Below are 23,141 nucleotides of genomic sequence, written 5' to 3' on the forward strand. Positions count from 1 at the left end.
CGCACTGAAGGCGCATTGATATCATGTGCGGTGTCAACGAAAAAAAAAGTTTTGTTACCGGCGAGAAGTTACGAAATTGCGACTTTGGATAGCGGTCAGGGATCGGAGTCTGCAGGTCTCCTGCGCCAGTCCTTAGCATTCGCTCCATCAGCTTCGTCCAACTATTCAATGATTCAGGGAGCACAACCAAGATGAATACCACCATGCCAATGATGCCGATGATGGGCATGCCGATGATGATGGCAACCATGACGTGCGAAATGATGGACGACGGCATGATGTGCAAAATGATGCCGATGGCCGGCATGAACATGGCCATGTTTAACTACACGTGACGTTAACGGCCTTCGCGGCGCGTTGCAGTTCTTTTTTGACATCGACAGGTATCCGCTGTTTCATGAGTCGTTGCTCGAGGAATGTCTGATCGCCTCGAGTATCAACCTCAGCGTCAATTGCAGCATCCTCCGCTTCTATGGCGGCAGCGTGCGCTTCGATGACCGAGTCAACTTCTGCGTCGCTAGTGGCGGCGTCGAGAGCACCAATGAGTGTCGCCACTTCGTCTTCTTCAGCCTTGCCATAGGCGTCTACGGACAGCCCGGCAGCCAACGCCCGCGCTCGGATTTCCACGCCTTTCAGAGCCTGCCTGGCCTCTCCACACAGAACGTCATGTTTGTAGTTTTCGGCGACTTTCCATTGGAAAAATCCATACGTCATCGTGCCGATAATCGCCACGGTGATACCACCCGTCAGGATCCGCTTCATGGCTGCAGTCGTGAACGTCTGGAGATTGAGGGTTCGGTGGACATCGCTTCGTTCTCTATTCGAGGAAATGAAAGCGTAGCACCGGAACCGGCCTGGCTCCGTCCAACGTCATTGCAAATACATGGGTGAAGGCGCAGCGTGTCTTCAAGCTTATGGCGCATCAAGTAAACCTTTCACATCGGCTAACGTTGGAGCATGGGCTCCGGCATGGCGGCAGGACAGGGATGCGCAGGCTGCTGAAAATCGCAAGCGATCCCCAAAATCGGTCATTCCGAGCAAATCCGATGCCAGCCAACCGGCCATGCAAGCGTCTCCTGCGCCTACCGTATCTGCCACGTCTACGGCGATAGCCGGCTGCCCCTACCGGCCGTCGGGGGTGTACAGAACCATGCCGTGTTCACCTCGGGTAAACAGGATCTCAGCCACTGGATTAAGTGCGCGAAGCTCATCCAGTGCCTGGTGTTCGGTCAGCCCTGGATAGGTGCTCACCCATCCCTGCCTTTCACCCGAGCCCATTGATCTGATCAAGCATGGGATCAAGGTGCCTTTTGGACGGATGGGTACCGCTGATGACCTGACGGGAATGGCGATATTCCTCGCTTCGTCCGAGAGCGAATATGTGGTGGCTCAGACCTACAATGTCGACGGTGGAAACTGGATGAGTTGATTTCAAGGCACAGGCAATTGCAATGGCAACGTGTATCCATCAATGCTAAAAAAGCGGCCAACCCGACCCAGGTCAATGGCCGCTTTTGACGCCTGCCAACGTCAAGCATCTTGCTAGTTGCCGTCCGCCACCTTGCGTTCTATCTCAGCTATTTTTCGACTGAGCTCCTCAGCGTCCTGCTCCTTGGTTCGGGTTGAAGAGGGCGTAATGGTTTCATCCTCACTTTTGGCGTCAGAGTCCCTGTCCTCAAGATCTCCTTCGACGTCGTTAACACTGTCATCGTTGTTCATATCGCTTACCTCCATTGACCTGAACATTGGATTCAGCGATATGGCTTGAGTTCGAGATATTTTGTCGGCGTTCCCAGTGACCGTCGATGGGCTTGAAGCCTTGAGCAACGAAACGTACCGGCGGTCCGACCGCACGAATTTTTCCCTGATGGCGATACTCCACCGTCCGAGGAGCAGTCGCTCCTTGGTCTGTAGAGAGGAAAAAAAAAGAAATGGCCGCTTACTTTTTGCTGGATTGCTCTCTGATCTGAGTCAGGCTAAGTCGAGGTGTCAATGCTTCAGGGTCGACTCTGACCTCAATCAAGGATGGCCGGGATATTTCAAGGCAGCGCTCGAACGCTGGCGCAAATTCCGACGTCGTTGTGACCACCTCGCCATGCAGTCCATAGGCTTGGGCAAGTGCTGCGAAATCCGGGTTGTGCAAATCAGTTCCTGACACGCGTCCAGGGTAGTTGCGTTCCTGGTGCATTCTGATGGTTCCGTACATTCCGTTGTTGACCACAACGAAAATCACGTTGGCCCCATATTGCGCTGCAGTCGCGATCTCCTGACCGTTCATCAAGAAGCAGCCATCCCCGGAAAACGAAACCACCACTCGATCCGGGCAAGTCAGTTTGGCGGCGACAGCAGCAGGAACGCCGTAGCCCATCGAGCCATTGGTAGGTCCTAATTGGGTGCGGTAATGGCGGAACTGATAGAAACGTTGAAGCCAGACAGCATAGTTTCCAGCACCATTGGTCAGGATCGCGTCATCCGCAAGTCTGCGATTCAACCATTCAATGATGTCGGCCATTTGGACTGGGCCCGGGGAGGATGAGCGTTCCAGGTTTTGCTGATAGTTTTGGTTCAGCGTGCGGGTCCACTCACTGTTTCTTTGCGGGGTTGTTGCCGGGAGTCGTGCTGCTAATTTCGCAAAGCTCGACATGCTGCTGTTTATCGCTAACGCCGGTTGGTAGACACGCCCCAGTTCCTCAATACCTTGGTGAATGTGAATCAAGGTTTGCTTGGGGACGGGAATATCCAAAGCAGCGTATCCACCTGTCGAAACCTCTCCCATCCGAGAACCTACGACCAGCAGCAGATCGGCGTCTTTCACGGCTGCCGACAGCTGTACTGACGCTGCGAATCCAAGATCACCAGAATAGTTTGGGTGTCGATTGTCGAACAGGTCCTGGCAGCGAAAGGAGGCTGCCACCGGAATATTTTGCTGCTCAGCAAAAAGACGAATGTTGTGCACTGAATCGTTATCCCAGCCGCTGCCACCCACCACCATCAATGGCCGCTCTGATTGCTCAAGCAGTTGCTGCATGGCGGCCATTTGCTCGGCTGCTGGCGTCATCAAGACTCGTTTGAACGGGCCAGCATCACTGACTTCCGCCATTTCGGTCAGCATGTCTTCCGGCAGTGCTACCACGACTGGCCCTGGCCTGCCATTGACCGCTCGGTGGAACGCCTGGCTGATCAGTTCGGGGATTCTGCTGGTGTCGTCTATTTGTACGACCCATTTCGCCAAGGGGCCAAACATCTGGCGAAAATCTATTTCCTGAAAGGCTTCGCGATACTGCTGATCGCGAGCTACCTGGCCGATGAAGAGGATCATCGGCGTAGAGTCCTGGAACGCTGTGTGAACGCCAACAGAGGCATTTGTTGCCCCCGGGCCACGCGTGACAAAACAGATGCCAGGCTCTCCCGTCAGCTTGCCATAGGCTTCTGCCATATAAGCCGCCCCACCTTCTTGACGGCATACGATCAGATCGATTTCTTCTTGCACGTCATGCAATGCGTCGAGAACCGCGAGGTAGCTTTCTCCCGGAACACAAAAAGCTCTTTTGACGCCATGGATGCGCAAGGCATCCACCAATATCTGACCTCCGCTACGACGAGAAATGGTTTTATTCATTGTTATCTCCTGAGTCGAATAGTGCGGTGTGAAGAGGCGAATATGATTTGCCGTTTATGGCTCGAATCTTGAGCATCATCGAGTAGGGGTACAAACGATGATTGCTCAGCACTTCATTCCCTCAGCTATTGAAGTCCCTTGAGCAAGCGTTAGAGGTGTGGCTCGTCTTTGGCCTATCATTTTCGACTATGCTCAATTTTTGGCGGGCATTGCCAGTAAGAATGGAGGCAGCCACGTCTACATGAGGTAGCGCATGAGCAATTTACCGCCAGCGAATTCGGAGCATCCTGAAGTCTTTGTACAGCAGACCGCCATACTCAAGCTTGTGCGCTGGAGCAACACAATTCCCAGCAGGTGGGCGCGCAATGGTCTGGTTGTCGTGTTGCTGGCAATCAGCGGCTTTGCGGTATGGTCTTCAGTGACCACTGGACGTCTGGGGCAGGAGGCGATCGCCTCGAGTGTCCTGTCCGACCACTACACTGCGGCTGCGACTGCGGTGGGTGCCGCCGAGTCGCTGGAACGCCTGTATCGCTTGGAACCGACGCCGCAAGTGCTTCGTCGCTTCAACGGAGCCGTGCAGGCGCTGACGCGTGCGCTTGATCGTGTTCACCGCACCGGGTCACCTGCCGACCACCTCCTTGTCGAGGATGTTCGCACGTCCCTGACGCCTTATCTGGAAAGCGTCAATAAGTTGTTCAAGGCAGTTGACCGTGGGAATGATGCCGAGGTGCGCCGTATCGACAATGATGAGGGCGACCCACGGTTCGAAAAGATTGAAAAAGTCGTCCTGCAAGCAGCGGCCAATCACCACGAGGAGTCTATCGTGGCGCTGGAGAAGCTGCGCACACGGGAGTCCTTCAACGCCAGTACCACTCCCATCGTTTTTATCGCCGGGCTGCTTCTCGCCGGCCTGTTCGCCCAAGTACTGCGGCGCACGCGCTTCGAACTCGACAGTCAACGTAAGAGCGCCTTGCACGCTTCGCTGCATGACAAGCTCACCGGGCTGGCCAACCGGACGCTCCTGGCTGACCGTTTCGAGCAGGAACTGCGCTTGGGGCGCCGCCAGGGGTCAACCACGGGGCTGTTGCTGATCGACCTTGACCGATTCAAGGAAGTCAACGACACCCTGGGGCACCACTACGGTGACAGCCTGCTCGACCAGATCGGCAAACGGCTGATCAGTGAAGCACGGGAAATCGACACGGTCGCCCGGTTGGGAGGTGATGAGTTTGCGATTCTGCTCCCCTCCGTCGAAGGCCTGGAGGGGGCTTTGAAAGCAGCGCAACGGCTGCACGCCGTGATTACCGCATCATTCGAAATCGATGGGGTCGCACTGGATGTCGAGGCCAGCTTTGGGGTAGTGGTTTCGGGTCTGCACGGTGACGATCCTGCGACGCTCATGCAGCGCGCCGACATCGCCATGTATGCAGCCAAGAAGCAGGGAAAGGGCATACTCGCCTATAACCCGGGAGCGGATCGGCGCACTCCGGAACGCCTGGCAATGCTCGGCGAACTGCGGCGAGGTCTGGATCGCGGCGAATTGTTTCTGGAGTACCAGCCCAAGGTCAGTCTGAGCACAGGAGAAGTCACCGGAGTCGAGGCGTTGGTGCGCTGGCAGCATCCGGTGCGCGGCCTCGTGAATCCGGATGAGTTCATTCCGTTTGCCGAACTCACCGGGATCATCGGCTCCCTGACTCATTACGTGCTGAACCTCGCGCTGTCCCAAGTGCGGGTCTGGGCCGACGACGGGATATGCATACCGGTTGCCGTGAACATTTCTGCACGCAACCTGCTGGACGACAAGTTGGTGTTTCAGATTGTCGATCTGCTTAAGCAGCACAAATTGACCCCAAATATGCTCGTACTCGAAGTGACCGAGTCTGCCATCATGCTCGATTCCGATGCTGCTCGTACCCTCCTGAGGCAGTTACATTCGCTGGGCATCCATATCGCCATCGATGATTTCGGCGTCGGCTATACGAGTCTGGCTCAGTTGAAGGATTTGCCGATCAGTGAACTCAAGATCGACAAATCCTTTGTACTGGCCATGCAAAGCGATCAAGCCAACGAGCTAATCGTACGGAGCATTGTCGATCTTGGTCACAATCTTGGCATGGAGGTCATCGCCGAAGGCGTAGAAACATCCGACGTGCTCGATGCGCTGGGCGGTTACCACTGCGACATGGCCCAGGGTTTTCACGTCTGCCGACCGGTAAGCGCCGAAGCGTTCATGCAGTGGTATGAAGAGCGAGGGCGCAAGTAGTTCAATAGCCTCTCACCGATTCGGGCTACATCCGCTGATATTGACGAACGCGGCCAGCGCCGTCAGTGCACCCGTTCTGTCCGTGAAATTGCAATCCCGCACCCTCATCAATTAATATATGTTTCATATGCATTTCATATTGGATGAGTCAGTGGGTATCGTAAAAATTTCAGAGGGCATGCACGAGAATCTGCGCGTCGCCAGCGATGCGCTGAGTCGCTCGATCAACGCCCAGGCTGAGCACTGGATGCGCATAGGGATGCTTGCGGAGTTACATCCCGACCTGGATCACCGCGACCTCTGCCGTGTGCTGATTCGTGCCGAACTGGCCGGTGGCCTCGATTTAAAACAGCTCTGCGCACTCGCCGATTTTTCGCAAAGCTCCCAGGTTCATGCAACACCAGGAGCCAAGCAATGAAGGCGAATGTCGCTATCAACAGCCGGGCAGAGATAGCTATGTCTCGCGCTGCAGGCACGCTGGCCGCCGAGGTCCTGGCCATGATTGCTCCCCACGTCAAAGCGGGGGTCACTACCGACGAACTTGATCAGCTCTGTCACGACTACATCGTCAACGTGCAAAAAGCCATACCCGGCAATGTCGGCTATCACGGCTTCCCGAAAACCGTGTGTACATCGGTCAACCAGGTGGTCTGCCACGGCATCCCTTCGGCCAACGCACTCAAGGATGGCGATATCGTGAATATCGACATCGCCGTTATCAATGAGGGTTGGTACGGCGATACCAGCCGCATGTACTTCGTGGGGGAGCCCGGCCCGGAAGCTCGACGCCTGGCGAAGACGACCTATGAAGCGATGTGTGCCGGTATTCGCGTCGTCCGCCCCGGCGCTACGCTGGGCGACATTGGCCATGCCATTCAGACCGTGGCCGAAAGAGACGGATTCAGCGTCGTGCGCGAATACTGCGGTCACGGTATCGGCAAGGTTTATCACGATGAGCCGCAGGTCCTTCATTACGGCTACCCAGGCCAGGGTCTGACACTGAAAACCGGCATGATCTTTACCATTGAGCCCATGCTGAACGCTGGCAAACGCCATGTGAAAACGCTGGCTGATGGCTGGACCGTGGTCACCAAGGACCACTCACTCTCGGCTCAGTGGGAGCATATGGTCGCGGTCACTGACGACGGCTTCGAGGTTCTGACCCGCTGGCCCGACAGTGTCGATGGGTATCCCGCTATCGTTTAGGCGCTTCTGTCCATCACGCGCAGCTTCTGATCATCGGCGTGTATAGATCACCATCAGGATGGCTCCTTGTACCGAGCCCGCACTGTGTGCCGCGTCCGGGGCACGGCAACAGTAGTCGCCGACGTTCAGCGTTCGATCCTGATCAAAGAATGAGCCTTGCAGTACGAACAGTTGCTCAAGCTCCCCTTCGTGGGTATGGCTGGCGACATGGGCGCCAGGATCGACTTTCATCAATAGGGTTTTTTCACCGTGTTCGGTGTCCTCGAACAGCGGTTTGATCCAGAAGCCTTCGGCCGCTGTTGGCAGCCATTCATCAGCCGGCGACGAGAGATAGAGAGAACCTTCGACCGGTCCCCGAACGCCGTTTTTCCCGGCAATTCTCCAGGATGGCGTTTCATTTTTTTGCATGGTTCTTCACCTGGGTTCGTTTACAAGTCCTTGACCAGTCTCAAGGCATCGTAGATCGCAGCGTGGGTGTTGCGCGCAGCCACTGCATCGCCAATGCGAAACAACTGGAATCTGCCGTCCGGGTTGGTCAGCACGCTTTGTGGGTTGCCGACGATCAGGTCCTGATGTTCGACCACGCCGCCGTTGCTGGAGACGGATTTCAACTCGAAATACAATTCGTCCAGCGGTCGGGTACCGTGGTTGACCACCACTTGATCGATGCGTCGGACTTTGCGCGCACTGCCGTAGTCACTGTCGATGGTCGCCAACAGATCATGGCCGTCGCGTTCTACGGCGAGCAGCCGGAAGGTGACGGTGAAGGTGGTATCCAGGGCTTGCAGCGAGCGCATATAGGGCACCAGGTTCATCGCCATGACTTCCGGTGCGAAGGTCCGGTCCGGCGTCATGATCTCGATTTTTGCGCCGCTTTTGGCGATGAACTCGGCGGCTTGCAGACCGGCATGATCGCCCGCGTCGTCGAACAGCAGGACATTGCGCCCGGGTTTCACATCCCCGGAAATAATGTCCCACGCCGAGACCACCAGCTCATTGCCTGCAGTGAGAATTTCGGTGTGGGGCAGGCCGCCGGTGGCGATGATCACCACGTCCGGGTTTTCGTCGTGGACGGTGCTGGCCTCGGCCCAGGTATTGAAACGAAAGCTGACGCCTCGGGCCATGCACTGGGCCATGCGCCATTCGACGATGCTGATCATTTCCCGCCGCCGCTCCGATTGCGCGGTGAGCCGAACCTGGCCGCCGGCCTGATTGGCGGCTTCGAACACCACCACCTCATGGCCGCGTTCGGCCGCCACTCGCGCCGCTTCCAGCCCAGCGACACCGGCACCGACAATCACGATTTTGCGTTTGCTCGCCGCCTTGGGGATGTCATGGGGCATGCTGGTTTCACGGCCGGTGGCCGGGTTGTGGATGCAATAGGCAGCACCGCCCTGGTAGATCCGGTCCAGGCAATAGTTGGCGCCGACACAGGGACGAATATCCTCTTCGCGACCCTCGATAATCTTGCGCACGATATGTGGATCGGTCATGTGCGCGCGGGTCATGCCCACCATGTCGATCTTGCCCGAGGCGATGGCATGGCGGGCGGTGGCGACGTCCGGGATCTTCGCTGCGTGAAAAGTGGGGAAGTCGGTGGCGGCGCGAATCTCTCCAGCGAAGTCCAGGTGCGGTGAGTTGCGCATGCCCTGGATCGGAATCAGGTCGGTCAAGCCAGCGTCGGTGTCGATGTGTCCGCGGACAACGTTGAGAAAGTCCACCATGCCGCTGTCTTTCAGGCGTCTTGAGATGTCCAGGCCATCGGCCGGGGTCAGCCCACCGGGCAGTTGCTCATCGCCGGTATAGCGCACGCCGACGATAAACTCATGGCCGACACGCTGGCGAATGGCGCTGAGGATGTCGAAGGTAAACCGCAGCCGGTTATCGATGGAGCCGCCATAGGGGGCCTCGAGGTCGTTGGTCAGCGGCGACCAGAACTGATCCATCAGATGCCCGTAGGCTTGCAGTTCGATGCCGTCCAGACCCGCAAATTTCATCCGCTCGGCGGCGTCGGCATAGTCCTTGATGATGCGTTCCACATCCCAGTCTTCCATCTTCTTCGGGAAGGAACGATGGGAGGCCTCGCGCTCGAATGACGGCGACACCACGGGCAGCCAGTCGCCCTTGTCCCAACGCGTGCGCCGGCCAAGGTGGGTCAACTGGATCATGACCGCAGCGCCATGTTCGTGGCAGGCGTCGGTGAGGTCTCTCATCCAGCCGACCACCTCATCCTTGTAGGCCAGGATGTTGTTGAACACCGGTGGGCTGTCCCGGGAAACCGCAGCGGACCCCGCCGTCATGGTCAAGGCCACGCCGGCCTTCGCCCGTTCAACGTGGTAGGCGCGATAGAGGTCCTTGGGCATGCCGTCCACGGGATAGGCCGGCTCGTGGGCGGTGGTCATGATGCGGTTTCTGAGAGTCAGGTACTTCAACTGATAGGGTTGGAGGAGCGGATCATTCAGCATCGTCAAGACTCTCCGGAAGAGGGCAAGGACCTACGTTGAAATGACGTTAGGGCGAAATGTACACCTATGTCAACAAGCTGGACACAGGTGTACATTTTGCTTGCGCGGTGTCGGGTGAGCGACTAGGATCGAGCCATGAACGAACACACCAAAGCAGTAGAAACCGGCTGGAGAGGGTCCCTGGAAGGGTGGCTTGATGCAGCGTATGAAAGCCTGACCGAGTGCGGTGTCGACACGGTGCGGGTGATGCCGCTGGCCAAAAAACTGGGGTTGTCGAGAACCAGTTTTTACTGGTTTTTCAAGGATCGCGAAGAGCTGCTCGCCGCATTGATCGAGCGCTGGCGGGTGAAGAACACCGGCAATCTGATCGCCCAGACGGAGTGTTATGCCGACAGCATTGCCGAGGCGATGCTCAACGTTTTCGACTGCTGGCTGAACCCGGAACTGTTCGATTCACAGTTTGAATTTGCCATGCGCAGCTGGGCCTTGCAGTCCGCTGAAGTGGCCGAACATATCCGGGTAGCCGACATTGCCAGGCGCGAAGCACTGATTCGGATGTTCGTGCGTTTCGACTTTGCATTCGACGCCGCCGATGTGCGGGCTCGAACGATTTACCTGACGCAGATTGGCTATATCAGCACCAACACCCGAGAGGATGTCGGGGAGCGAATGCGGCGGATTCCCGAGTACGTGAAGATATTCACCGGCGAGGAACCCCTGGAGCGCGAATTGAAACGCTTCTACTCCCGCCATGGGTATGTGATGGATGAAGTTTCATCGGCAACCCCTGACTGACCGCGACTTCTGACTGACGAAGGCAGGTTCAAATGTTCGAAGAACCCACGATAGGTATTATCGGTGGATCGGGATGGCTTGGCCGCTCGATAGCCTCGGCGATGCTCGACAAGGCTTTTGTTCAGCCCGGTGCGTTGGTGCTTTCGAACCGCTCCGCGAGCAACCCGCTAGGCGCAAAGTGGTCGCAGGTGACGGTAATGCGCGACAACCAGGCACTGGTGGAGCGTTGTGATGTGGTCATCGTGTCAGTACGCCCCGAGCAGTTTGTCGACGTAAAGATTTTTGCTGAAAACCGACTGGTGATTTCGTTGATGGCCGGCGTGTCCCTGGAAGACGTGGTGCAGCGTACGGGCAGTCGGCAGGTGATTCGCGCCATGGCCAATGCCGCCGCAGAGATCGGCAAGTCCTATACACCTTGGTTGGTCACACAAGAGGTCACCGACGAGCAGAAAGCGTTCGCCCAGCGGCTGTTCGAAACCTTCGGTAGCGCCGATGAAGTCTTTACCGAACACCAACTGAACTACCTGACAGCGCTGGTGGGAACTGGGCCTGCTTACCCGGCGTTGCTGGCTCGCAGCCTGTTTCAGCATGCCGTGAGCAGCGGCTTGCCTCCCGCCATTGCCCACCGCGCAGCCAATGCGGTGGTGGTGGATGCCAGCCAACTGATCGGCAATGGGCACTCCGTCGACGAACTCTTGCAGGCACTCATCAGTTACCGCGGCGTCACGGCGGCGGGCCTCGAAGCCATGATCGCCGACGGCTTCGATAAAACAATAAAAGCAGGTCTGGATTCGGCGGCTTCGGTCGCCAGTTCCATGAGTCCATTTGCCCATTCTGCTGACACGAAAGAAGGTCCAATGACGCGGTAGTTGGCCCTCCTTAACTCTGGCCGCAATCGAGGTTAGCGTTTATGACTATAAAGTCTTTCTCGAAGACGGGACTTGCACTGGGGATTGTTGCCTTCACGGGTTGGGTGTCAGCGTCTGAGTGTGGTGATGTGACGATCGCCAACATGAACTGGCAATCGGCCGAAGTGATGGCCAATGTCGACAAGCTGATCCTCAATGCCGGCTACGGTTGTAATGCCGATCTGGTATCTGGCGATACGGTTCCAACCATCACTTCGATGACTGAAAAGGGTCGGCCCGATATCGCCCCCGAAGGCTGGATCGACCTGGTTCCGGAGGTCGCGAAGAAGGGAATTCAAAGCGGTAACCTGGTTCAGGCAGCAAGCTCCTTATCCGACGGTGGTTCTCAAGGCTGGTGGATTCCAAAGTACATCGCTGACGCCCATCCCGACATCAAGAGCTTCGATGATGTGAAGAAGCATCCGGAACTGTTCCCGGCCCCTGACGACAAGAAAAAAGGCGCGATCTACAACGGCCCGCAAGGTTGGGGCGGCACCGTGGTGACCAGTCAGTTCTTCAAGGCCTATGGCTTCGAGAAGGCCGGTTTTGTGCTAGTGGATACCGGTTCGGCAGCGGCGCTGGATGGTTCCATTGCCAAAGCCTACGAGCGCAAGGCGCCCTGGTTGGGGTTTTATTGGGAGCCCACCGCCTTGTTGGGCAAGTACCCGATGGTGAAGCTGGAAAATGGTCATGCTGTCGATCCGGCGGAGTGGAAACGTTGCAATACGGTCGCCGACTGTCCTGATCCAAAACCCAATGGCTGGCCGGTCGATCGGGTCTTTACCTTGACCACCAAGTCCTTCGCTGCTCGTTCGCCGACCGTCATGGCGTACCTGAACAAGCGCGCCTGGTCCAACGAGACGGTGAACAAATTGATTGCCTGGATGACCGATAACCAGGCTACCGGTGAGGAAGGGGCCAAGTACTTCCTGAAAAACAACGAAGCGCTCTGGAGTCAGTGGGTCACGCCTGAAGCGTCCGGCAAGATCAAGGCTGCGCTGTAATCCCGCGGGTCAATGCAGCCCGTTGCGACGTGCTGCATTGGCCCTTGGGCGCAGACAACAATAAAAACACCCATGTATTGAAATGACCTGCCAGCGTCTTTACGGTCTTCTACGAAAGGGGAATGTCATGGAGTGGTTACTCAGCTTTCCACATATGGAGGACGAAAGACTCCGGGCCTTGAAAAAGGCCATCGACGGTGCCTTTCGCAACTTCACCAGCACTTACGGCGATAGCTTCGAAGCGTTTTTCCAGCCGTTGCAAGTTTTCCTCAATCAGTCCGAACGGTTTATGACCACGACGCCATGGCCGATCATCATTGTGCTGGTCGCCCTGATTGCCTGGTTCGCCAGTCGTAGCTGGAAAATTGTCCTGGGTTGCGTGTTCACGCTGATGGCTATCGGGTATCTGGACATGTGGTCCGACACGATGAAGACCCTGTCGATGATCTTCGTCTGCACGGTGATATCCGTTGTCATCGGCTTGCCGACCGGCATCGCCATGGCCCGCTCCAATCGTTTGCAGAACCTGGTCAGCCCGGTACTGGACGTGATGCAGACCCTGCCGAGTTTTGTCTATTTGATTCCGGTGGTGATGTTGCTGGGAATCGGCAAGGTTGCGGGGCTGATTGCGGTCGTGGTCTACGCCTTGCCGCCGATGATCCGCCTGACCAATCTCGGTATCCGCCACGTCGACGCCGAGATGCTGGAGTGCGCCGACGCCTTTGGTTCGTCCAGTTGGCAGAAACTGAAAAACGTCCAGCTGCCACTGGCGTTGCCCTCGATCATGGCCGGCATCAACCAGACGATCATGATGGCCCTGGCCATGGTGGTCATCGCGTCGATGATTGGGGTTCAGGGGCTCGGGCAACCGGTGCTCAAAGCCATTTCCAATCAATACTTCACCTTGGGCATGTTCAACGGCCTGGCCATTGTCGGTATTGCGGTGATCTTCGACCGGGTCAGCCAAGCCTATGGCAGAAGATTGCAAAAGCATCTGGAGAGGGTTCATGGCCACTAATCTGACCAACGATTTCGGCATCGAAATCAAGCATCTCTACAAGATCTTCGGTTACCAGGCGCACGCCAGTATCGAACGGGTCAAAAGGGGCATGAGCAAGGCTGAACTGCTGTCCAGTCACAGTCACGTACTGGGCTTGAAGGACATCAATATCAGCATGCCGTCCGGCGGCATTCAGGTGATCATGGGGCTTTCCGGTTCGGGCAAATCGACCTTGATCCGACATATCAACCGATTGATCGAACCCACGGCCGGCGAAGTCATCGTCGGTGGCGTGGATGTGCTCAAGATGAGCCAGAACGATCTGCGAGAATTTCGCCGGCATAAAATTTCCATGGTGTTTCAGAAGTTCGCGCTGCTGCCGAACCGGACCGTGCTCGACAATGCGGTTTATGGGCTGGAGATCCAGGGATTGCCCCGTGGCAAACAAGTAGAGATCGCCATGGGCTGGTTGGATCGGGTAGGGCTCAAAGGTTACGAGCGTCACTACCCGAATCAGCTTTCCGGAGGCATGCAGCAGCGCGTTGGCCTGGCCCGCGCGCTGGCCAGTGACGCGCCGATCCTGTTGATGGATGAAGCCTTCTCGGCACTTGATCCGCTGATCCGCATGGACATGCAATCAGTGCTCCTGGACCTGCAAAAAGAGATCAAGAAGACCATCGTGTTCATTACCCATGATCTTGATGAGGCGCTGCGCATTGGTGATCGCATCGCAATCTTGCGTGACGGTGAGGTGGTGCAGCAAGGCACCCGGCAGGAGATCGTCATGAGCCCTGCCGACAATTACATTGCCAATTTCGTCAAGGAAGTGAACCGGGGTCGGGTGATCAGCGTCGAGTCCATCATGCGACCGTTTGTTCGGGTGAAGGCCGGAGCAACGCTGGCAGTGCCCATGGGGACGTCACTCGAGTCGGCGGTCAAGCGACTGGTTGAAGCGGGACTCGATGAATTGGTGGTCACTGACAGTCAGGGTCGGCCTGTGGGGCAGTTGGCGCTAAAGTCACTTGTTGCAACGATGGTCACCTCGACTGTGAGCGAGGAGTCGCAGGTGGTTCAGTTGCGAGCCTCAGCGAAAGTGACACGGCTCGCCGAGGAGTAATCATCTTGGTTTTTTACCCGGCGTCACGGCTTTCAGCTGGCCTGATCAATCACAAAATGGCGCTAGTGGTTTTGAAACTTCTACAGTTAGCATTGAGGTTTATCAACGCGTAACCGAGTAGGTCGAATATTGATCGAACGACGCCAATTTAGCGGAGGCATGAAGGGGAAAAATCTTCGCTATCTGAATGAGAGCCCCAACGAGAAAACTCAAATGGTCCGAGCAGGATTTCTGTTGCTCGAGCATTTCTCGCTGCCCGCATTCACGCAAGCACTGGATACGATTGTCACCGCGAATCTACTACGACCCCTGTTGTTCTGTTCCCGAACATTTGGCTTGAACGATGGGGAAGTCGTCAGTGATCTGGGCCTGGTCATTCGGCCAGATGCCCGTATCGATTGTTCAGCGATCCAAGACCTGGATTTGCTGGTCATTTGCGGCGGCTACCGAACAGAACTGAAGGCGAGTGATGATTTCATCAGTCTGTTGAGAGCGGCGGCAGACCAGGGTGTCAGTCTGGCCGGGTTGTGGAATGGCGCATGGTTCCTGGGGAGGGCAGGCTTGCTTGACGGATATCGTTGCGCGATTCACCCCGAACATCGCCCCGCACTCGCGGAAATCTCCAAGGCGACGCATGTCACCAGTGAGCCCTACGTCATTGATCGAGACCGGCTCACGGCTTCCAGTCCCTCGGGGGCGTTCCACATGGCGTTGGACTGGATCAAAGGGCTGCACGACAAAGCACTCGTCGAGGGTATCGAGGACATCCTGGCTTTCGAGGAGTCTCGTTATCGGCGCATAAAACCGACTGAAAATATCTGTGTGAGCGCGCCATTACGCGAGGTGGTGAAACTGATGGATGCCAACCTCGAGGAGCCTCTGGAGTTGGAGCAGTTGGCAGTTTACGCAGGCCGTTCTCGCCGACAACTCGAGCGCTTGTTCAAGGAGCAACTGGGCACAACGCCGCAACGGTATTACATGGAATTGCGGATTACCGAAGCGCGTCGACTCCTCCAGCACACAGAGCTGTCCCAGGTGGACGTGTTGGTTGCCTGCGGCTTTGTATCGCCCAGCCACTTCAGCAAATGCTATAGCTCGTACTTTGGATACAGGCCTTCCAAGGAAACGCGCCTCGTCAAATAAGGGCGGCGCAATTTACAGTCGGGTTCAAAACCCTGTGTAGCCGAAGTAAACGAGTGCCACGGAAGCGGCGGTACCAAACGCTCCCAACGCCTTTGCCGTTGAATTGTGCGCTGGCAAGGATTCGGTCAATCGCTGCAAGTCGGGATCCGAAAGCGCGGCGTGTTCATCGTGGCGGTGCATGATTGCCCGGTAGGTGTATCGCAAACCCATCAACAGAAACAGGGTGATCAGGCCGAAGGCCAGCCCACGAGTAATAGCCGGTTTAACGAATGGCATCGGGTGATCTTGTTGGCAGGCTGCGCTATCGACTTCCACCACGGTGATTTGCCCGTAGTCGGTCAAGTGCAGGTTTTCGCCACTCAGGATCGCCGCCTGTTGTTCCAGATCTAAAGCCTGATACTTCCAGAGCGTTGACGATCCTTCTCGGCAATAAGTGAACGCTTTAGGGTTTGAAGCGACAACGATACAAGCGTCGTTGATGCCCCGTTTTTTCAGCGTTTCAGCAGCTGACCTTGTGAAGTCCAGTTCGATGACGGGAACAACCCCTGTAGCAGAAGCCGCGACCGAAACAAAAAGAATGCCCGCGACGCAGAGCGTTGAAATTTTCAAGGTTGGATTCCCTTGTTATAGATTTTATTATTTGATTAACGCGCTGAGCGTTTCCCCAACGTTGGGGGGATTCCTGAAAGTGGGGCGGCAGTCGCCTATAGGTTTGCCATAATCAACAACATGTTCAGGTCCAGGGCGCAGCCATAAATAGTGCCACCGCTGCTTCCACCACCATGACCATCTCGTCGGTTCCGTCGTCGCGGTTGTCTACTCCCACCGCAAAAGATACCAAAGCAAGGTCTGGGCCAATCGCCAAGTATTTCGACGAGACCGAAGACAGTTTTGTCTTCCACCGAATTCGACCCAGGCTGTGTGAAAACGCATCCACCGTTTTGAAGTCTGCGTTGCTACGTAAAATCAGCCAGCGTTCGGTTGGCCAGACAGACCTGAAATATGCCGAGTGGCGCGAAGTCATAGGCGTACTGGCCCAGGACCGTGCGCTCGCCAGCAGCAAGCTCTCGTGGCTACGCTTGCCGTGAATTGGCTTTAACAACTCGCATAACGACCCTGTAATGAATGGCCATTAGTATGAATTTCAGAGCAAATTCGCAATGGCTCACTAAAGGATGCTTGGTTCAACAGGTCTTTGAGGTCGTTATGTATAGAGTGGGTACAGGCTATACCAGTGTGTTGGTGAATACGCTCTCGGCTGAAGGCTTGGATGTGATCAATTTATCCCGGGAAGCCGGGCTGGATATGATGCTTCTGAGTCAGCAGCAAGCCTTCTACAAACGAAGTGTTATTTACCGTCTGTGGGAATTGGCGGCGCAGGCGTCTGGCGATTCGAACATTGGTCTGAAAGCCTACGGGCATGTACATCCGAGTAACTTCCAGATTGTGGGGTACACGATGATGTCCAGCTTGAATCTGAAGCGGGCGCTTGAACGCCTCGTGCGTTTCAGCCCATTGATTAGTTCTGGACTTAGCCTGTTCTTGGGTCAAGAAGAGCAGAATTATCGACTGGCCGGGCTGGATCACCAGTGCGACTCGGTCAAACCACGGCAGTACACCGATGCCGGACTCGCGTCGCTGCTGGGATTCTGTAGTTGGCTGACCGGTGGTAAATTGCCGCAACCGTTAAGCGTGGAGTTCACCTATCCCGAACCTGAAGACATCTCGGAGCATCAGCGGCTGTTTGGCTGTGAGCTGCGTTTCGGGGCGGCCTATGACAGCATCCTGTTCGATGGCCAAGAGCTTCTGCGTCCGTTGAGCATGGCCAACGAGGCGTTGGCTGTACTCCATGACAGTTTCGCCGAAGCTCAGCTGGACCTATTGTACGGCTTCACCATTGTATGCAGGATTCGTGGACTGATCACCGAGCGCCTGAGTCAGGGGCAAGGGCAGTGTGATATGGAATCGATAGCCACCGCGCTGAACATCAGCAAGCGAACGCTGCAACGAGCACTCGAGAAGGATGGCGCCCAGTTCAAGGACGTGCTGAACGATGTGCGTCGGCAGTTGGCCGACTTCTACCTGCGCCATTCCCATTTCAATATGAAGCACGTGACTCACCTGCTCGGGTTCCACGACCACAGCAGTTTCCACAAAGCTTGCATCCGCTGGTTCGGTATGACGCCCGGTCAGTATCGAGTCGATGAATCCCTGCGAAAGCTCAAGGAGGCCGAGCCTCGTCTAGTCGCCTAAGAAATGCCGTCTCTTGAACGGTACAGGCGCGGCCGACGCAAAAACTCGTCTGCGTTCTTGCAGACGAGGAAATCCCTGCTTAACTCTGAATCAATGGTCAGTCAGTGACTCATTGGTCACGATAGCCATCGGAGCACCCTCGCGCTGTTGTTGCTTGTTCGTGTTGCCAGGTTAAGCCCGAGGAGGCCTATGCGTTGACGCTGGAAAACCACCCTGAGTTATTAATGTTTTGGCCTGGCACTTTACTGTCAGGTCCACGTGTTGTGCTTTCTGCGATAGGGCCCTGTGGGCATCCCTCACGCTGTGCGCTTAGTCCAATGGGTTCAAGGAAATAAATCACATGACGCCGAATACTGCCATCGTCGAGGTCAGCGGGAAGTACAAGGTGTATACCGAGCACTATCTCAACACCGCCGCTGACAAGACCATCATTCTGGTCAACGGCTCGCTGGCAACAACTGCATCCTTTGCCCAAACGGTGCGTTATCTGCAGCCGCGATTTAATGTGGTTCTCTATGACCAGCCCTACGCCGGTCAGTCGAGGCAACACAATCTCCAGGGCCAACCGATCCGAAAGGAAGACGAGGCAGCGATACTGCTGGAATTAATCGAACACTTTTGTGTGCACCACGTGCTGTCCTTTTCCTGGGGTGGCGCGGCTACCTTGTTGGCGCTGGCCCAGCGGCCGCGACGAATCGAGAAGGCGGTGATCAATTCATTCGCAGCGCGGATCAATACGCCGATGCGCGATTACCTGGAGAGCGGCCTGAACCATCTCCAGGCCTGCGACCGCCTCAATGTCGGTCGCTTGATCAACAGCACGATCGGCAAGCACCTGCCATCGCTGTTCAAACGCTTTAATGACCGCCATATCAGAAGTCTGGCCGAACACGAGTACAGGCAGATGCATTTCCACGTCAATGAGGTGCTGACCCAAGACACCCATTGCTACGTCGCCTGTGTCGATGCCATCGAGATCCCGCTGCTGTTTGTCAACGGCGAATGGGATGAGTACACCTCGGTGGAAGACGCCCGGCTTTTCGCCGATCACGCCCCTCAGTCCCGGTTCCATACCATCAAGAACACCGGGCACTTCCTTGATATGGAACACCCGACGGCCTGGAATGACACCCAGCAGGCCTTGCTCGGGTTTCTGCAGCCTGCTTGCAGGACGCAGGGTCGTGTTGCCTCAGATATCCAGGTCAATCACGTATGAGCCATTAGTTCGAGGCGTCGACAATGGGTGTCAGACGCCGCTCCATGATGATCGTGCGCTCGGCACCGTGAAATTCGTCGCGAACTTTTCGATAACCCAGCTTGAAGTAAAAGGCTTCTGCGGTAATGGAGGAGGGGACGCGCAGTACCTCGATTTTTGCGTCTTGGGCGACAGAATGAAGCGTCGCCATCAGCTGCCTGCCGAGTCCGCGCGCTTGATGGCGTGGCTCGACGAATACGCTGCGCACAACGTCTTGATCTAGGCTGGCCGTGGCGACCACGCGCTTATCGATGGTTGCGACAAATACCAAGCGTTGTTTCAACAAAGCGCGGATGGCCTCGGCAGAAAAGCTTTTCTCTACCTGCGAAATGACTTCGGGCGGGTAGTCCAGGGCATTGGACTTGCGCAGCGATTGAATGATGACCTGGCTTATGGCTGCCGCATCGTCAGGGGTGGCGAGTCGAATCTGGTTATTCATTTGAAGACCCCAATCCTTGTGTCCTTCGCTTGAAGACTTCCCACGCCTTGGCGTCCTCGGCCTTCGGCACGCCACGCGGCGGGCGACGTTGGCCGATTTCTGCAGTTTGTGGCGGAAATCGGCCACGCTACAATCCATTATCCCCGCGAGCTTTCGAACCACTCCAGCGCCGTGCGCCAGATGCAAATCCCCAGGAAATAAGCTGACATCAGCAGCCAAAGCCCCATCACCATCGGGTTGATCACCGGATGGTTGACCACCAGCGACAAACTGCACAGCAGCCAGATCGCCGTCACGGCGATGTTGATCGGCATGAACTTGCGCACGCGGAACGGGTGAAGGAACTTCATTCGGGTCACGGTCAACAGTGCCAGGCCGATGACAGTGAGAAAAGTGATCCACGGCGACGGGGCGATGATGTACAGGCACAGGGCTACCACGTTCCAGGCGGCGGGGAAGCCCTGGAAGTAGTTGTCTTTGCTCTTCATGTTGACGTTGCAGAAGCAAAACAGCGACGAGACCAGAATCAGCGACACGGTCAGCAGCAGCGTGTAGTCCGGCAAAGGTATGTAGCGATAAATGAACAGCGCTGGGATGAACACATACGTCAGGTAGTCGATGACCAGATCGAGGATCGAGCCATCGAAACCTGGCAGCACCGACTGGACATTGACCTTGCGCGCCAACGCGCCGTCCAGGCCATCGACAATCAGGGCGACGCCCAGCCACAGCAAGCAGTTTGTGGCCTGGTTTTCCAGCAAGGCAAGGGTTGCGAGGAAGGCAGTGACCACGCCAGTGGCGGTAAAACCATGGGCGCCCCATGCTTTGAGCCTGGCGATGTGTAGGGTCGATATCACGGGGGCGTTCTCCAGAAAGTGAAGCAAGCCTGTTATCACCCCTTCAATTGGGGGTGTCGGCAAACCAAGTCAGGTTGCATGTATCGACCGGGTATCCGGGGATAAGGTTCACCAACTGTAAATCTTAGCTGGGCGGCAAAAAAATACTCCGGATAAATTCGGGGTATTAAATGAAACATCGGCGCAGGGCGATCTTTTTACTCAAATGTGGCGATCTCCGGATTGACCCGGTGCAGATCGGTTCATTCACAGCACCTTGCTCATAAACACCCGACTCGTGCCTTGCGGGTCGCAGGGCACTTCCCCGAATCGCTGCCAGCCGTTTTTTTCATAGAACTCCGGGGCCTGGAAACTGAGGGTATAGAGCACCGCCGAGCGGCAACCGCGACGACGACCTTCGTCTTCGTACGCCTTGAGCAGTCGAGAGCCGAGCCCGGAGCCACGCAGTGACTCGGGCAAGTAGAAAAGATCGAGAAACAGCAGGCCGAGCGACGTACGCCCGGTAATACCGCCCAGCACCTGATGGGTCTCCGGGTCGCGGACGGTTACCGCCAGCGACTGGCGGTCGTTGATTCCGGTCATCTGATCATTGAAGGCACTCAGCCCCGCGCTGAGTACTTGCTCGACTTCAGGTTCGATAACGTCGCTGACGACAATCAGAGTGCGGTCCATGTGTTCGTTGATCCTGTGGGCAGCATCTGGAGCAACAGGCCAAAGGTGGCGTGGCCTGATGATCGCTCGCCATCACACTGACTGAAGCTGCTGAAACCCGGGCCTCTACCGGGCTTCAGATGCTTTCGGCACCAGAAACGTAACGCCGAAACTCTCGGCTATCTCCAGTATCCGCGGCAGATCCTCCGGCACTTTGAGCTGATCCACCGCCGCAAAGAACTGACCACCGCGCGGGTCAGACACCACACCGATCATTTTCGCGGTGGCGCTGATGTTCTTGTAAGCATGAATGGACCCACCAGGGATATGCACATACCCCCCAGGTGAAACGGTGGTGGACTTGCCCGCAACCGTGACTTCCACCTGCCCGTCAATGACGTAGAACGCCTCGTCCCAGGGGTGAAAATGAGGGGGCGGCCCACCCCCTTGAACGCCTTCCTGAATATGCATTTCAAAGGGTTTGCTCAGATCCCCGCCCGCGAGAATGGTGATTGCCTCACCCACGACATTGACCGGGTCGGGGGTTTTCTGGGGCTCGATGACATGAACCGTGCGCATGATTGCTCTCCGAAGGATGAGTCCACACCCGCTGAGTATATTCACTCGAGCGTCCGCCAAGCACCTCGCCACAAGCCCGTCTGTCTGGGCGATTTCAACGCCGATGGAATTTTTTTCCAAGCATGTCGCTCTGCTGATGTAGAGACGTGCTGATTCAGCGTCCTGCCACTGGCCTCAGACCGAGAGACACACCCATGACTGCCCTGACACGACTTGAATCCCAGCCGGCCCACGAACGCTCGATTTCGACCGCCGGCAGCGTAAAGCTTATCTATGAACAGTTATTGCTGAGCGACGATGCGGAACACCAGCGCGCACTTGGCAAAACTTTCCTCGAGGCTCAACTTGCGCACGCAGCGGACCTGCCCGAGGACATGCCGCAAGACCTGTCGGCACTGCAAACCTTTGTCGAACAGCACTGCGTCGAAGTCGCTTGCCAATACGCCGACTACCTGCAACAGCGCAAGGAAGGCGGGCCTCGGCAGTTCTTCACTAACAGAGCGCACGCGTTGTTTTTCCTGCAAGCCGTTGCCCCGACCAAACTGGTGGACGGTGCGTGGCTGTACGGCCTACTGCGGCACTGGCATGACCCTCGTTTCGTCGGGCTGATTTGCACCTATCTGGAAGAGTTGGGCGAGGGCAACCCGGCGCAAAATCATGTGGTGATCTACCGCAAACTGCTCGCCGAGCATGGCTTGCAAGACAACAGCTCCATCGCCGATGAGCGTTACCTGCAAGGTGCGGTGCAATTGGCGCTCGGTTATTGCAGCGACGCGTTTTTGCCGGAGGTGATTGGCTACAACCTCGGTTATGAACAATTGCCGCTGCATTTGCTGATCAGCGCCTATGAACTCAGCGAGTTGGGTATCGATCCGTATTACTTCACGCTGCACGTGACCATCGACAATGCCAGCACCGGTCATGCGCAAAAAGCCGTGCAGTCGGTGCTGCAATTGCTGCCGGTGGAAGGTGACCGCGAAGATTTTCTGCGCAGGGTCGCGTTGGGTTATCGGCTCAACGATCTGGGGCAGGGCAGTCGCGCGATCATCGAGTCGTTCGACTTGTACGGCGAGTTGCTGAACATGCTTGAGCGCAAGCGCCCGTTTGGTCAGCACATGCATTCCGACTACTGTCGGTTTGAAGGCAAGACTGTCAATCAATGGCTGTCGTCGCCGGAGCAGTTGCCAGGCTTCCTCAGCGCCCTGGAAAACAAGGGCTGGATCAAACGTCACCAAGACCCGCAAGCCAGCCGTTTCTGGCAATTGATCGATGGCAACGGCGCGGCCATGTTCGGGGTGTTCAGCCCCTACGAAAAACAGCTGTTGCACGACTGGATCGCCGGAGACTGGCGACCTGAGCGTTCGCCGGCAGCGGTTCGACGTGGCTCCAGCGTCGCGACCGAACCGCCAGTGCCCGCCAATGACCCGGATGTCCAACGCCTGCAAGCTACACTTAATGGGCTTGCCGCCGACGAGCAAATGCAGGTCTTGATTCCGTGGTTGTCTGCCCATCGGCACGCTCACCCGGCTGGCCTGATGGCCACGCGACGGTTCATCGAACTCAAATCCGGAATTCGATAGGGAGCCC

Annotated in this window: 23 protein-coding genes and 3 pseudogenes; 15 read left to right on the forward strand and 11 right to left on the reverse strand. The window is 56.5% G+C overall.

Annotated elements, in window-relative coordinates:
- Nucleotides 1–191: 191 nt before the first annotated feature.
- Nucleotides 192–323: pseudogene (locus tag ACYZT7_RS13000) on the forward strand (hypothetical protein); the annotation flags it as partial.
- On the opposite strand, the gene ACYZT7_RS13005 reads toward ACYZT7_RS13000, so the two are convergent.
- Entirely contained in the window at nt 322–762 is a 441-nt protein-coding gene (locus ACYZT7_RS13005; protein WP_462041319.1) for a hypothetical protein, read from the reverse strand. The pseudogene ACYZT7_RS13000 and the gene ACYZT7_RS13005 sit on opposite strands and share 2 nt — an antisense overlap.
- Before the next feature lie 150 nt (nt 763–912).
- Nucleotides 913–1,242: pseudogene (locus ACYZT7_RS13010) on the reverse strand (PfkB family carbohydrate kinase); the annotation flags it as partial.
- A gap of 52 nt (nt 1,243–1,294) precedes the next feature.
- Between ACYZT7_RS13010 and ACYZT7_RS13015 the strand changes: the two are divergent.
- A pseudogene (locus ACYZT7_RS13015) lies at nt 1,295–1,429 on the forward strand (SDR family oxidoreductase); the annotation flags it as partial.
- 113 nt (nt 1,430–1,542) lie between these two features.
- Here ACYZT7_RS13015 and ACYZT7_RS13020 read toward each other — a convergent pair.
- Nucleotides 1,543–1,719 (reverse strand): hypothetical protein, encoded by a 177-nt coding sequence (locus ACYZT7_RS13020; RefSeq protein ID WP_462041320.1) that lies wholly within the window; start codon nt 1,717–1,719, stop codon nt 1,543–1,545.
- Between the two features lie 220 nt (nt 1,720–1,939).
- Nucleotides 1,940–3,619: a thiamine pyrophosphate-binding protein gene (locus ACYZT7_RS13025; RefSeq protein WP_462041321.1), complete on the reverse strand. Its 1,680-nt coding sequence runs from the start codon at nt 3,617–3,619 to the stop codon at nt 1,940–1,942.
- Between the two features lie 253 nt (nt 3,620–3,872).
- Here ACYZT7_RS13025 and ACYZT7_RS13030 point away from each other — a divergent pair, with 253 nt between their 5' ends.
- The 3 genes from ACYZT7_RS13030 to map all read left to right on the forward strand — a co-directional run bounded on the left by ACYZT7_RS13030 (nt 3,873) and on the right by map (nt 7,088).
- Complete coding sequence (locus ACYZT7_RS13030; protein WP_462041322.1) at nt 3,873–5,882, forward strand: putative bifunctional diguanylate cyclase/phosphodiesterase; 2,010 nt, start codon at nt 3,873–3,875, stop codon at nt 5,880–5,882.
- A 151-nt stretch (nt 5,883–6,033) separates the two neighbouring features.
- Nucleotides 6,034–6,300, forward strand: coding sequence for a ParD-like family protein (locus ACYZT7_RS13035; protein WP_462041781.1), 267 nt, complete (start codon nt 6,034–6,036; stop codon nt 6,298–6,300).
- Nucleotides 6,297–7,088 (forward strand): type I methionyl aminopeptidase, encoded by a 792-nt coding sequence (gene map / locus ACYZT7_RS13040; RefSeq protein ID WP_462041323.1) that lies wholly within the window; start codon nt 6,297–6,299, stop codon nt 7,086–7,088. Before ACYZT7_RS13035 ends, map begins: the two co-directional genes overlap by 4 nt.
- Nucleotides 7,089–7,118: 30 nt before the next feature.
- Here the strand turns inward: map and ACYZT7_RS13045 are convergent, their stop codons facing one another.
- On the reverse strand, nt 7,119–7,496 hold the full coding sequence (locus ACYZT7_RS13045) for a cupin domain-containing protein (RefSeq protein WP_462041324.1): 378 nt from the start codon (nt 7,494–7,496) through the stop codon (nt 7,119–7,121).
- A 20-nt stretch (nt 7,497–7,516) separates the two neighbouring features.
- On the reverse strand, nt 7,517–9,553 hold the full coding sequence (locus tag ACYZT7_RS13050; protein WP_462041325.1) for an oxidoreductase: 2,037 nt from the start codon (nt 9,551–9,553) through the stop codon (nt 7,517–7,519).
- A 135-nt stretch (nt 9,554–9,688) separates the two neighbouring features.
- Between ACYZT7_RS13050 and ACYZT7_RS13055 the strand changes: the two genes are divergently transcribed.
- The 6 genes from ACYZT7_RS13055 (at nt 9,689) to ACYZT7_RS13080 (ending at nt 15,520) form a co-directional block, all read left to right on the forward strand.
- Complete coding sequence (locus ACYZT7_RS13055) at nt 9,689–10,348, forward strand: TetR/AcrR family transcriptional regulator (RefSeq protein ID WP_462041326.1); 660 nt, start codon at nt 9,689–9,691, stop codon at nt 10,346–10,348.
- Between the two features lie 32 nt (nt 10,349–10,380).
- Nucleotides 10,381–11,217, forward strand: coding sequence for a pyrroline-5-carboxylate reductase family protein (locus ACYZT7_RS13060; protein WP_462041327.1), 837 nt, complete (start codon nt 10,381–10,383; stop codon nt 11,215–11,217).
- Nucleotides 11,218–11,258: 41 nt separating this feature from the next.
- The gene (locus tag ACYZT7_RS13065; RefSeq protein ID WP_462041328.1) at nt 11,259–12,260 is read left to right on the forward strand and encodes an ABC transporter substrate-binding protein; all 1,002 of its coding nucleotides are present in this window, start codon (nt 11,259–11,261) and stop codon (nt 12,258–12,260) included.
- 154 nt (nt 12,261–12,414) lie between these two features.
- Complete coding sequence (locus ACYZT7_RS13070; protein WP_462005807.1) at nt 12,415–13,278, forward strand: ABC transporter permease; 864 nt, start codon at nt 12,415–12,417, stop codon at nt 13,276–13,278.
- Entirely contained in the window at nt 13,268–14,377 is a 1,110-nt protein-coding gene (locus ACYZT7_RS13075) for a quaternary amine ABC transporter ATP-binding protein (RefSeq protein WP_462041329.1), read from the forward strand. The genes ACYZT7_RS13070 and ACYZT7_RS13075 overlap by 11 nt, the downstream gene beginning before the upstream one ends.
- A 129-nt stretch (nt 14,378–14,506) precedes the next feature.
- On the forward strand, nt 14,507–15,520 hold the full coding sequence (locus tag ACYZT7_RS13080) for a GlxA family transcriptional regulator (RefSeq protein WP_462041330.1): 1,014 nt from the start codon (nt 14,507–14,509) through the stop codon (nt 15,518–15,520).
- A gap of 24 nt (nt 15,521–15,544) precedes the next feature.
- On the opposite strand, the gene ACYZT7_RS13085 is transcribed toward ACYZT7_RS13080, so the two are convergent.
- Nucleotides 15,545–16,129 carry a hypothetical protein gene (locus ACYZT7_RS13085; RefSeq protein ID WP_462041331.1) on the reverse strand — a complete coding sequence of 195 codons (585 nt, stop codon included), beginning with the start codon at nt 16,127–16,129 and terminating at the stop codon, nt 15,545–15,547.
- Nucleotides 16,130–16,473: 344 nt separating this feature from the next.
- Here ACYZT7_RS13085 and ACYZT7_RS13090 point away from each other — a divergent pair, with 344 nt between their 5' ends.
- The 3 genes from ACYZT7_RS13090 to ACYZT7_RS13100 all read left to right on the forward strand — a co-directional run bounded on the left by ACYZT7_RS13090 (nt 16,474) and on the right by ACYZT7_RS13100 (nt 18,989).
- The gene (locus ACYZT7_RS13090) at nt 16,474–16,608 is read left to right on the forward strand and encodes a hypothetical protein (protein WP_462041332.1); all 135 of its coding nucleotides are present in this window, start codon (nt 16,474–16,476) and stop codon (nt 16,606–16,608) included.
- 37 nt (nt 16,609–16,645) lie between these two features.
- Nucleotides 16,646–17,773: an AraC family transcriptional regulator gene (locus tag ACYZT7_RS13095; protein ID WP_462041333.1), complete on the forward strand. Its 1,128-nt coding sequence runs from the start codon at nt 16,646–16,648 to the stop codon at nt 17,771–17,773.
- Between the two features lie 340 nt (nt 17,774–18,113).
- Complete coding sequence (locus ACYZT7_RS13100) at nt 18,114–18,989, forward strand: alpha/beta fold hydrolase (protein ID WP_462041334.1); 876 nt, start codon at nt 18,114–18,116, stop codon at nt 18,987–18,989.
- A 4-nt stretch (nt 18,990–18,993) separates the two neighbouring features.
- On the opposite strand, the gene ACYZT7_RS13105 is transcribed toward ACYZT7_RS13100, so the two are convergent.
- The 4 genes from ACYZT7_RS13105 to ACYZT7_RS13120 all read right to left on the reverse strand — a co-directional run bounded on the left by ACYZT7_RS13105 (nt 18,994) and on the right by ACYZT7_RS13120 (nt 21,554).
- Entirely contained in the window at nt 18,994–19,467 is a 474-nt protein-coding gene (locus tag ACYZT7_RS13105; RefSeq protein WP_462041335.1) for a GNAT family N-acetyltransferase, read from the reverse strand.
- A 137-nt stretch (nt 19,468–19,604) separates the two neighbouring features.
- Entirely contained in the window at nt 19,605–20,324 is a 720-nt protein-coding gene (gene pcsA / locus ACYZT7_RS13110; protein WP_462041336.1) for a phosphatidylcholine synthase, read from the reverse strand.
- A 246-nt stretch (nt 20,325–20,570) separates the two neighbouring features.
- Nucleotides 20,571–20,996, reverse strand: coding sequence for a GNAT family N-acetyltransferase (locus ACYZT7_RS13115; RefSeq protein ID WP_462041337.1), 426 nt, complete (start codon nt 20,994–20,996; stop codon nt 20,571–20,573).
- Between the two features lie 105 nt (nt 20,997–21,101).
- Nucleotides 21,102–21,554: a cupin domain-containing protein gene (locus tag ACYZT7_RS13120; protein WP_462041338.1), complete on the reverse strand. Its 453-nt coding sequence runs from the start codon at nt 21,552–21,554 to the stop codon at nt 21,102–21,104.
- Between the two features lie 194 nt (nt 21,555–21,748).
- On the opposite strand from ACYZT7_RS13120, the gene ACYZT7_RS13125 reads away from it, so the two are divergent.
- Nucleotides 21,749–23,134, forward strand: coding sequence for an iron-containing redox enzyme family protein (locus ACYZT7_RS13125; protein ID WP_462041339.1), 1,386 nt, complete (start codon nt 21,749–21,751; stop codon nt 23,132–23,134).
- Nucleotides 23,135–23,141 lie beyond the last annotated feature (7 nt).

This window comes from Pseudomonas sp. RT4P38, assembly GCF_054897765.1.

Excerpts from the sequence above, each read along its gene's own strand:
- ACYZT7_RS13055 (WP_462041326.1), top strand. The coding sequence starts at position 9,689 with ATGAACGAACACACCAAAGCAGTAGAAACCGGCTGGAGAGGGTCCCTG.
- ACYZT7_RS13050 (WP_462041325.1), bottom strand. The coding sequence starts at position 9,553 with ATGCTGAATGATCCGCTCCTCCAACCCTATCAGTTGAAGTACCTGACT.
- ACYZT7_RS13100 (WP_462041334.1), top strand. The coding sequence starts at position 18,114 with ATGACGCCGAATACTGCCATCGTCGAGGTCAGCGGGAAGTACAAGGTG.
- ACYZT7_RS13020 (WP_462041320.1), bottom strand. The coding sequence starts at position 1,719 with ATGAACAACGATGACAGTGTTAACGACGTCGAAGGAGATCTTGAGGAC.
- ACYZT7_RS13120 (WP_462041338.1), bottom strand. The coding sequence starts at position 21,554 with ATGCGCACGGTTCATGTCATCGAGCCCCAGAAAACCCCCGACCCGGTC.
- ACYZT7_RS13125 (WP_462041339.1), top strand. The coding sequence starts at position 21,749 with ATGACTGCCCTGACACGACTTGAATCCCAGCCGGCCCACGAACGCTCG.
- map (WP_462041323.1), top strand. The coding sequence starts at position 6,297 with ATGAAGGCGAATGTCGCTATCAACAGCCGGGCAGAGATAGCTATGTCT.
- ACYZT7_RS13065 (WP_462041328.1), top strand. The coding sequence starts at position 11,259 with ATGACTATAAAGTCTTTCTCGAAGACGGGACTTGCACTGGGGATTGTT.
- ACYZT7_RS13070 (WP_462005807.1), top strand. The coding sequence starts at position 12,415 with ATGGAGGACGAAAGACTCCGGGCCTTGAAAAAGGCCATCGACGGTGCC.
- ACYZT7_RS13115 (WP_462041337.1), bottom strand. The coding sequence starts at position 20,996 with ATGGACCGCACTCTGATTGTCGTCAGCGACGTTATCGAACCTGAAGTC.
- ACYZT7_RS13095 (WP_462041333.1), top strand. The coding sequence starts at position 16,646 with ATGGCCATTAGTATGAATTTCAGAGCAAATTCGCAATGGCTCACTAAA.
- ACYZT7_RS13045 (WP_462041324.1), bottom strand. The coding sequence starts at position 7,496 with ATGCAAAAAAATGAAACGCCATCCTGGAGAATTGCCGGGAAAAACGGC.
- ACYZT7_RS13005 (WP_462041319.1), bottom strand. The coding sequence starts at position 762 with ATGAAGCGGATCCTGACGGGTGGTATCACCGTGGCGATTATCGGCACG.
- ACYZT7_RS13075 (WP_462041329.1), top strand. The coding sequence starts at position 13,268 with ATGGCCACTAATCTGACCAACGATTTCGGCATCGAAATCAAGCATCTC.
- ACYZT7_RS13105 (WP_462041335.1), bottom strand. The coding sequence starts at position 19,467 with ATGAATAACCAGATTCGACTCGCCACCCCTGACGATGCGGCAGCCATA.
- ACYZT7_RS13030 (WP_462041322.1), top strand. The coding sequence starts at position 3,873 with ATGAGCAATTTACCGCCAGCGAATTCGGAGCATCCTGAAGTCTTTGTA.
- ACYZT7_RS13025 (WP_462041321.1), bottom strand. The coding sequence starts at position 3,619 with ATGAATAAAACCATTTCTCGTCGTAGCGGAGGTCAGATATTGGTGGAT.
- ACYZT7_RS13060 (WP_462041327.1), top strand. The coding sequence starts at position 10,381 with ATGTTCGAAGAACCCACGATAGGTATTATCGGTGGATCGGGATGGCTT.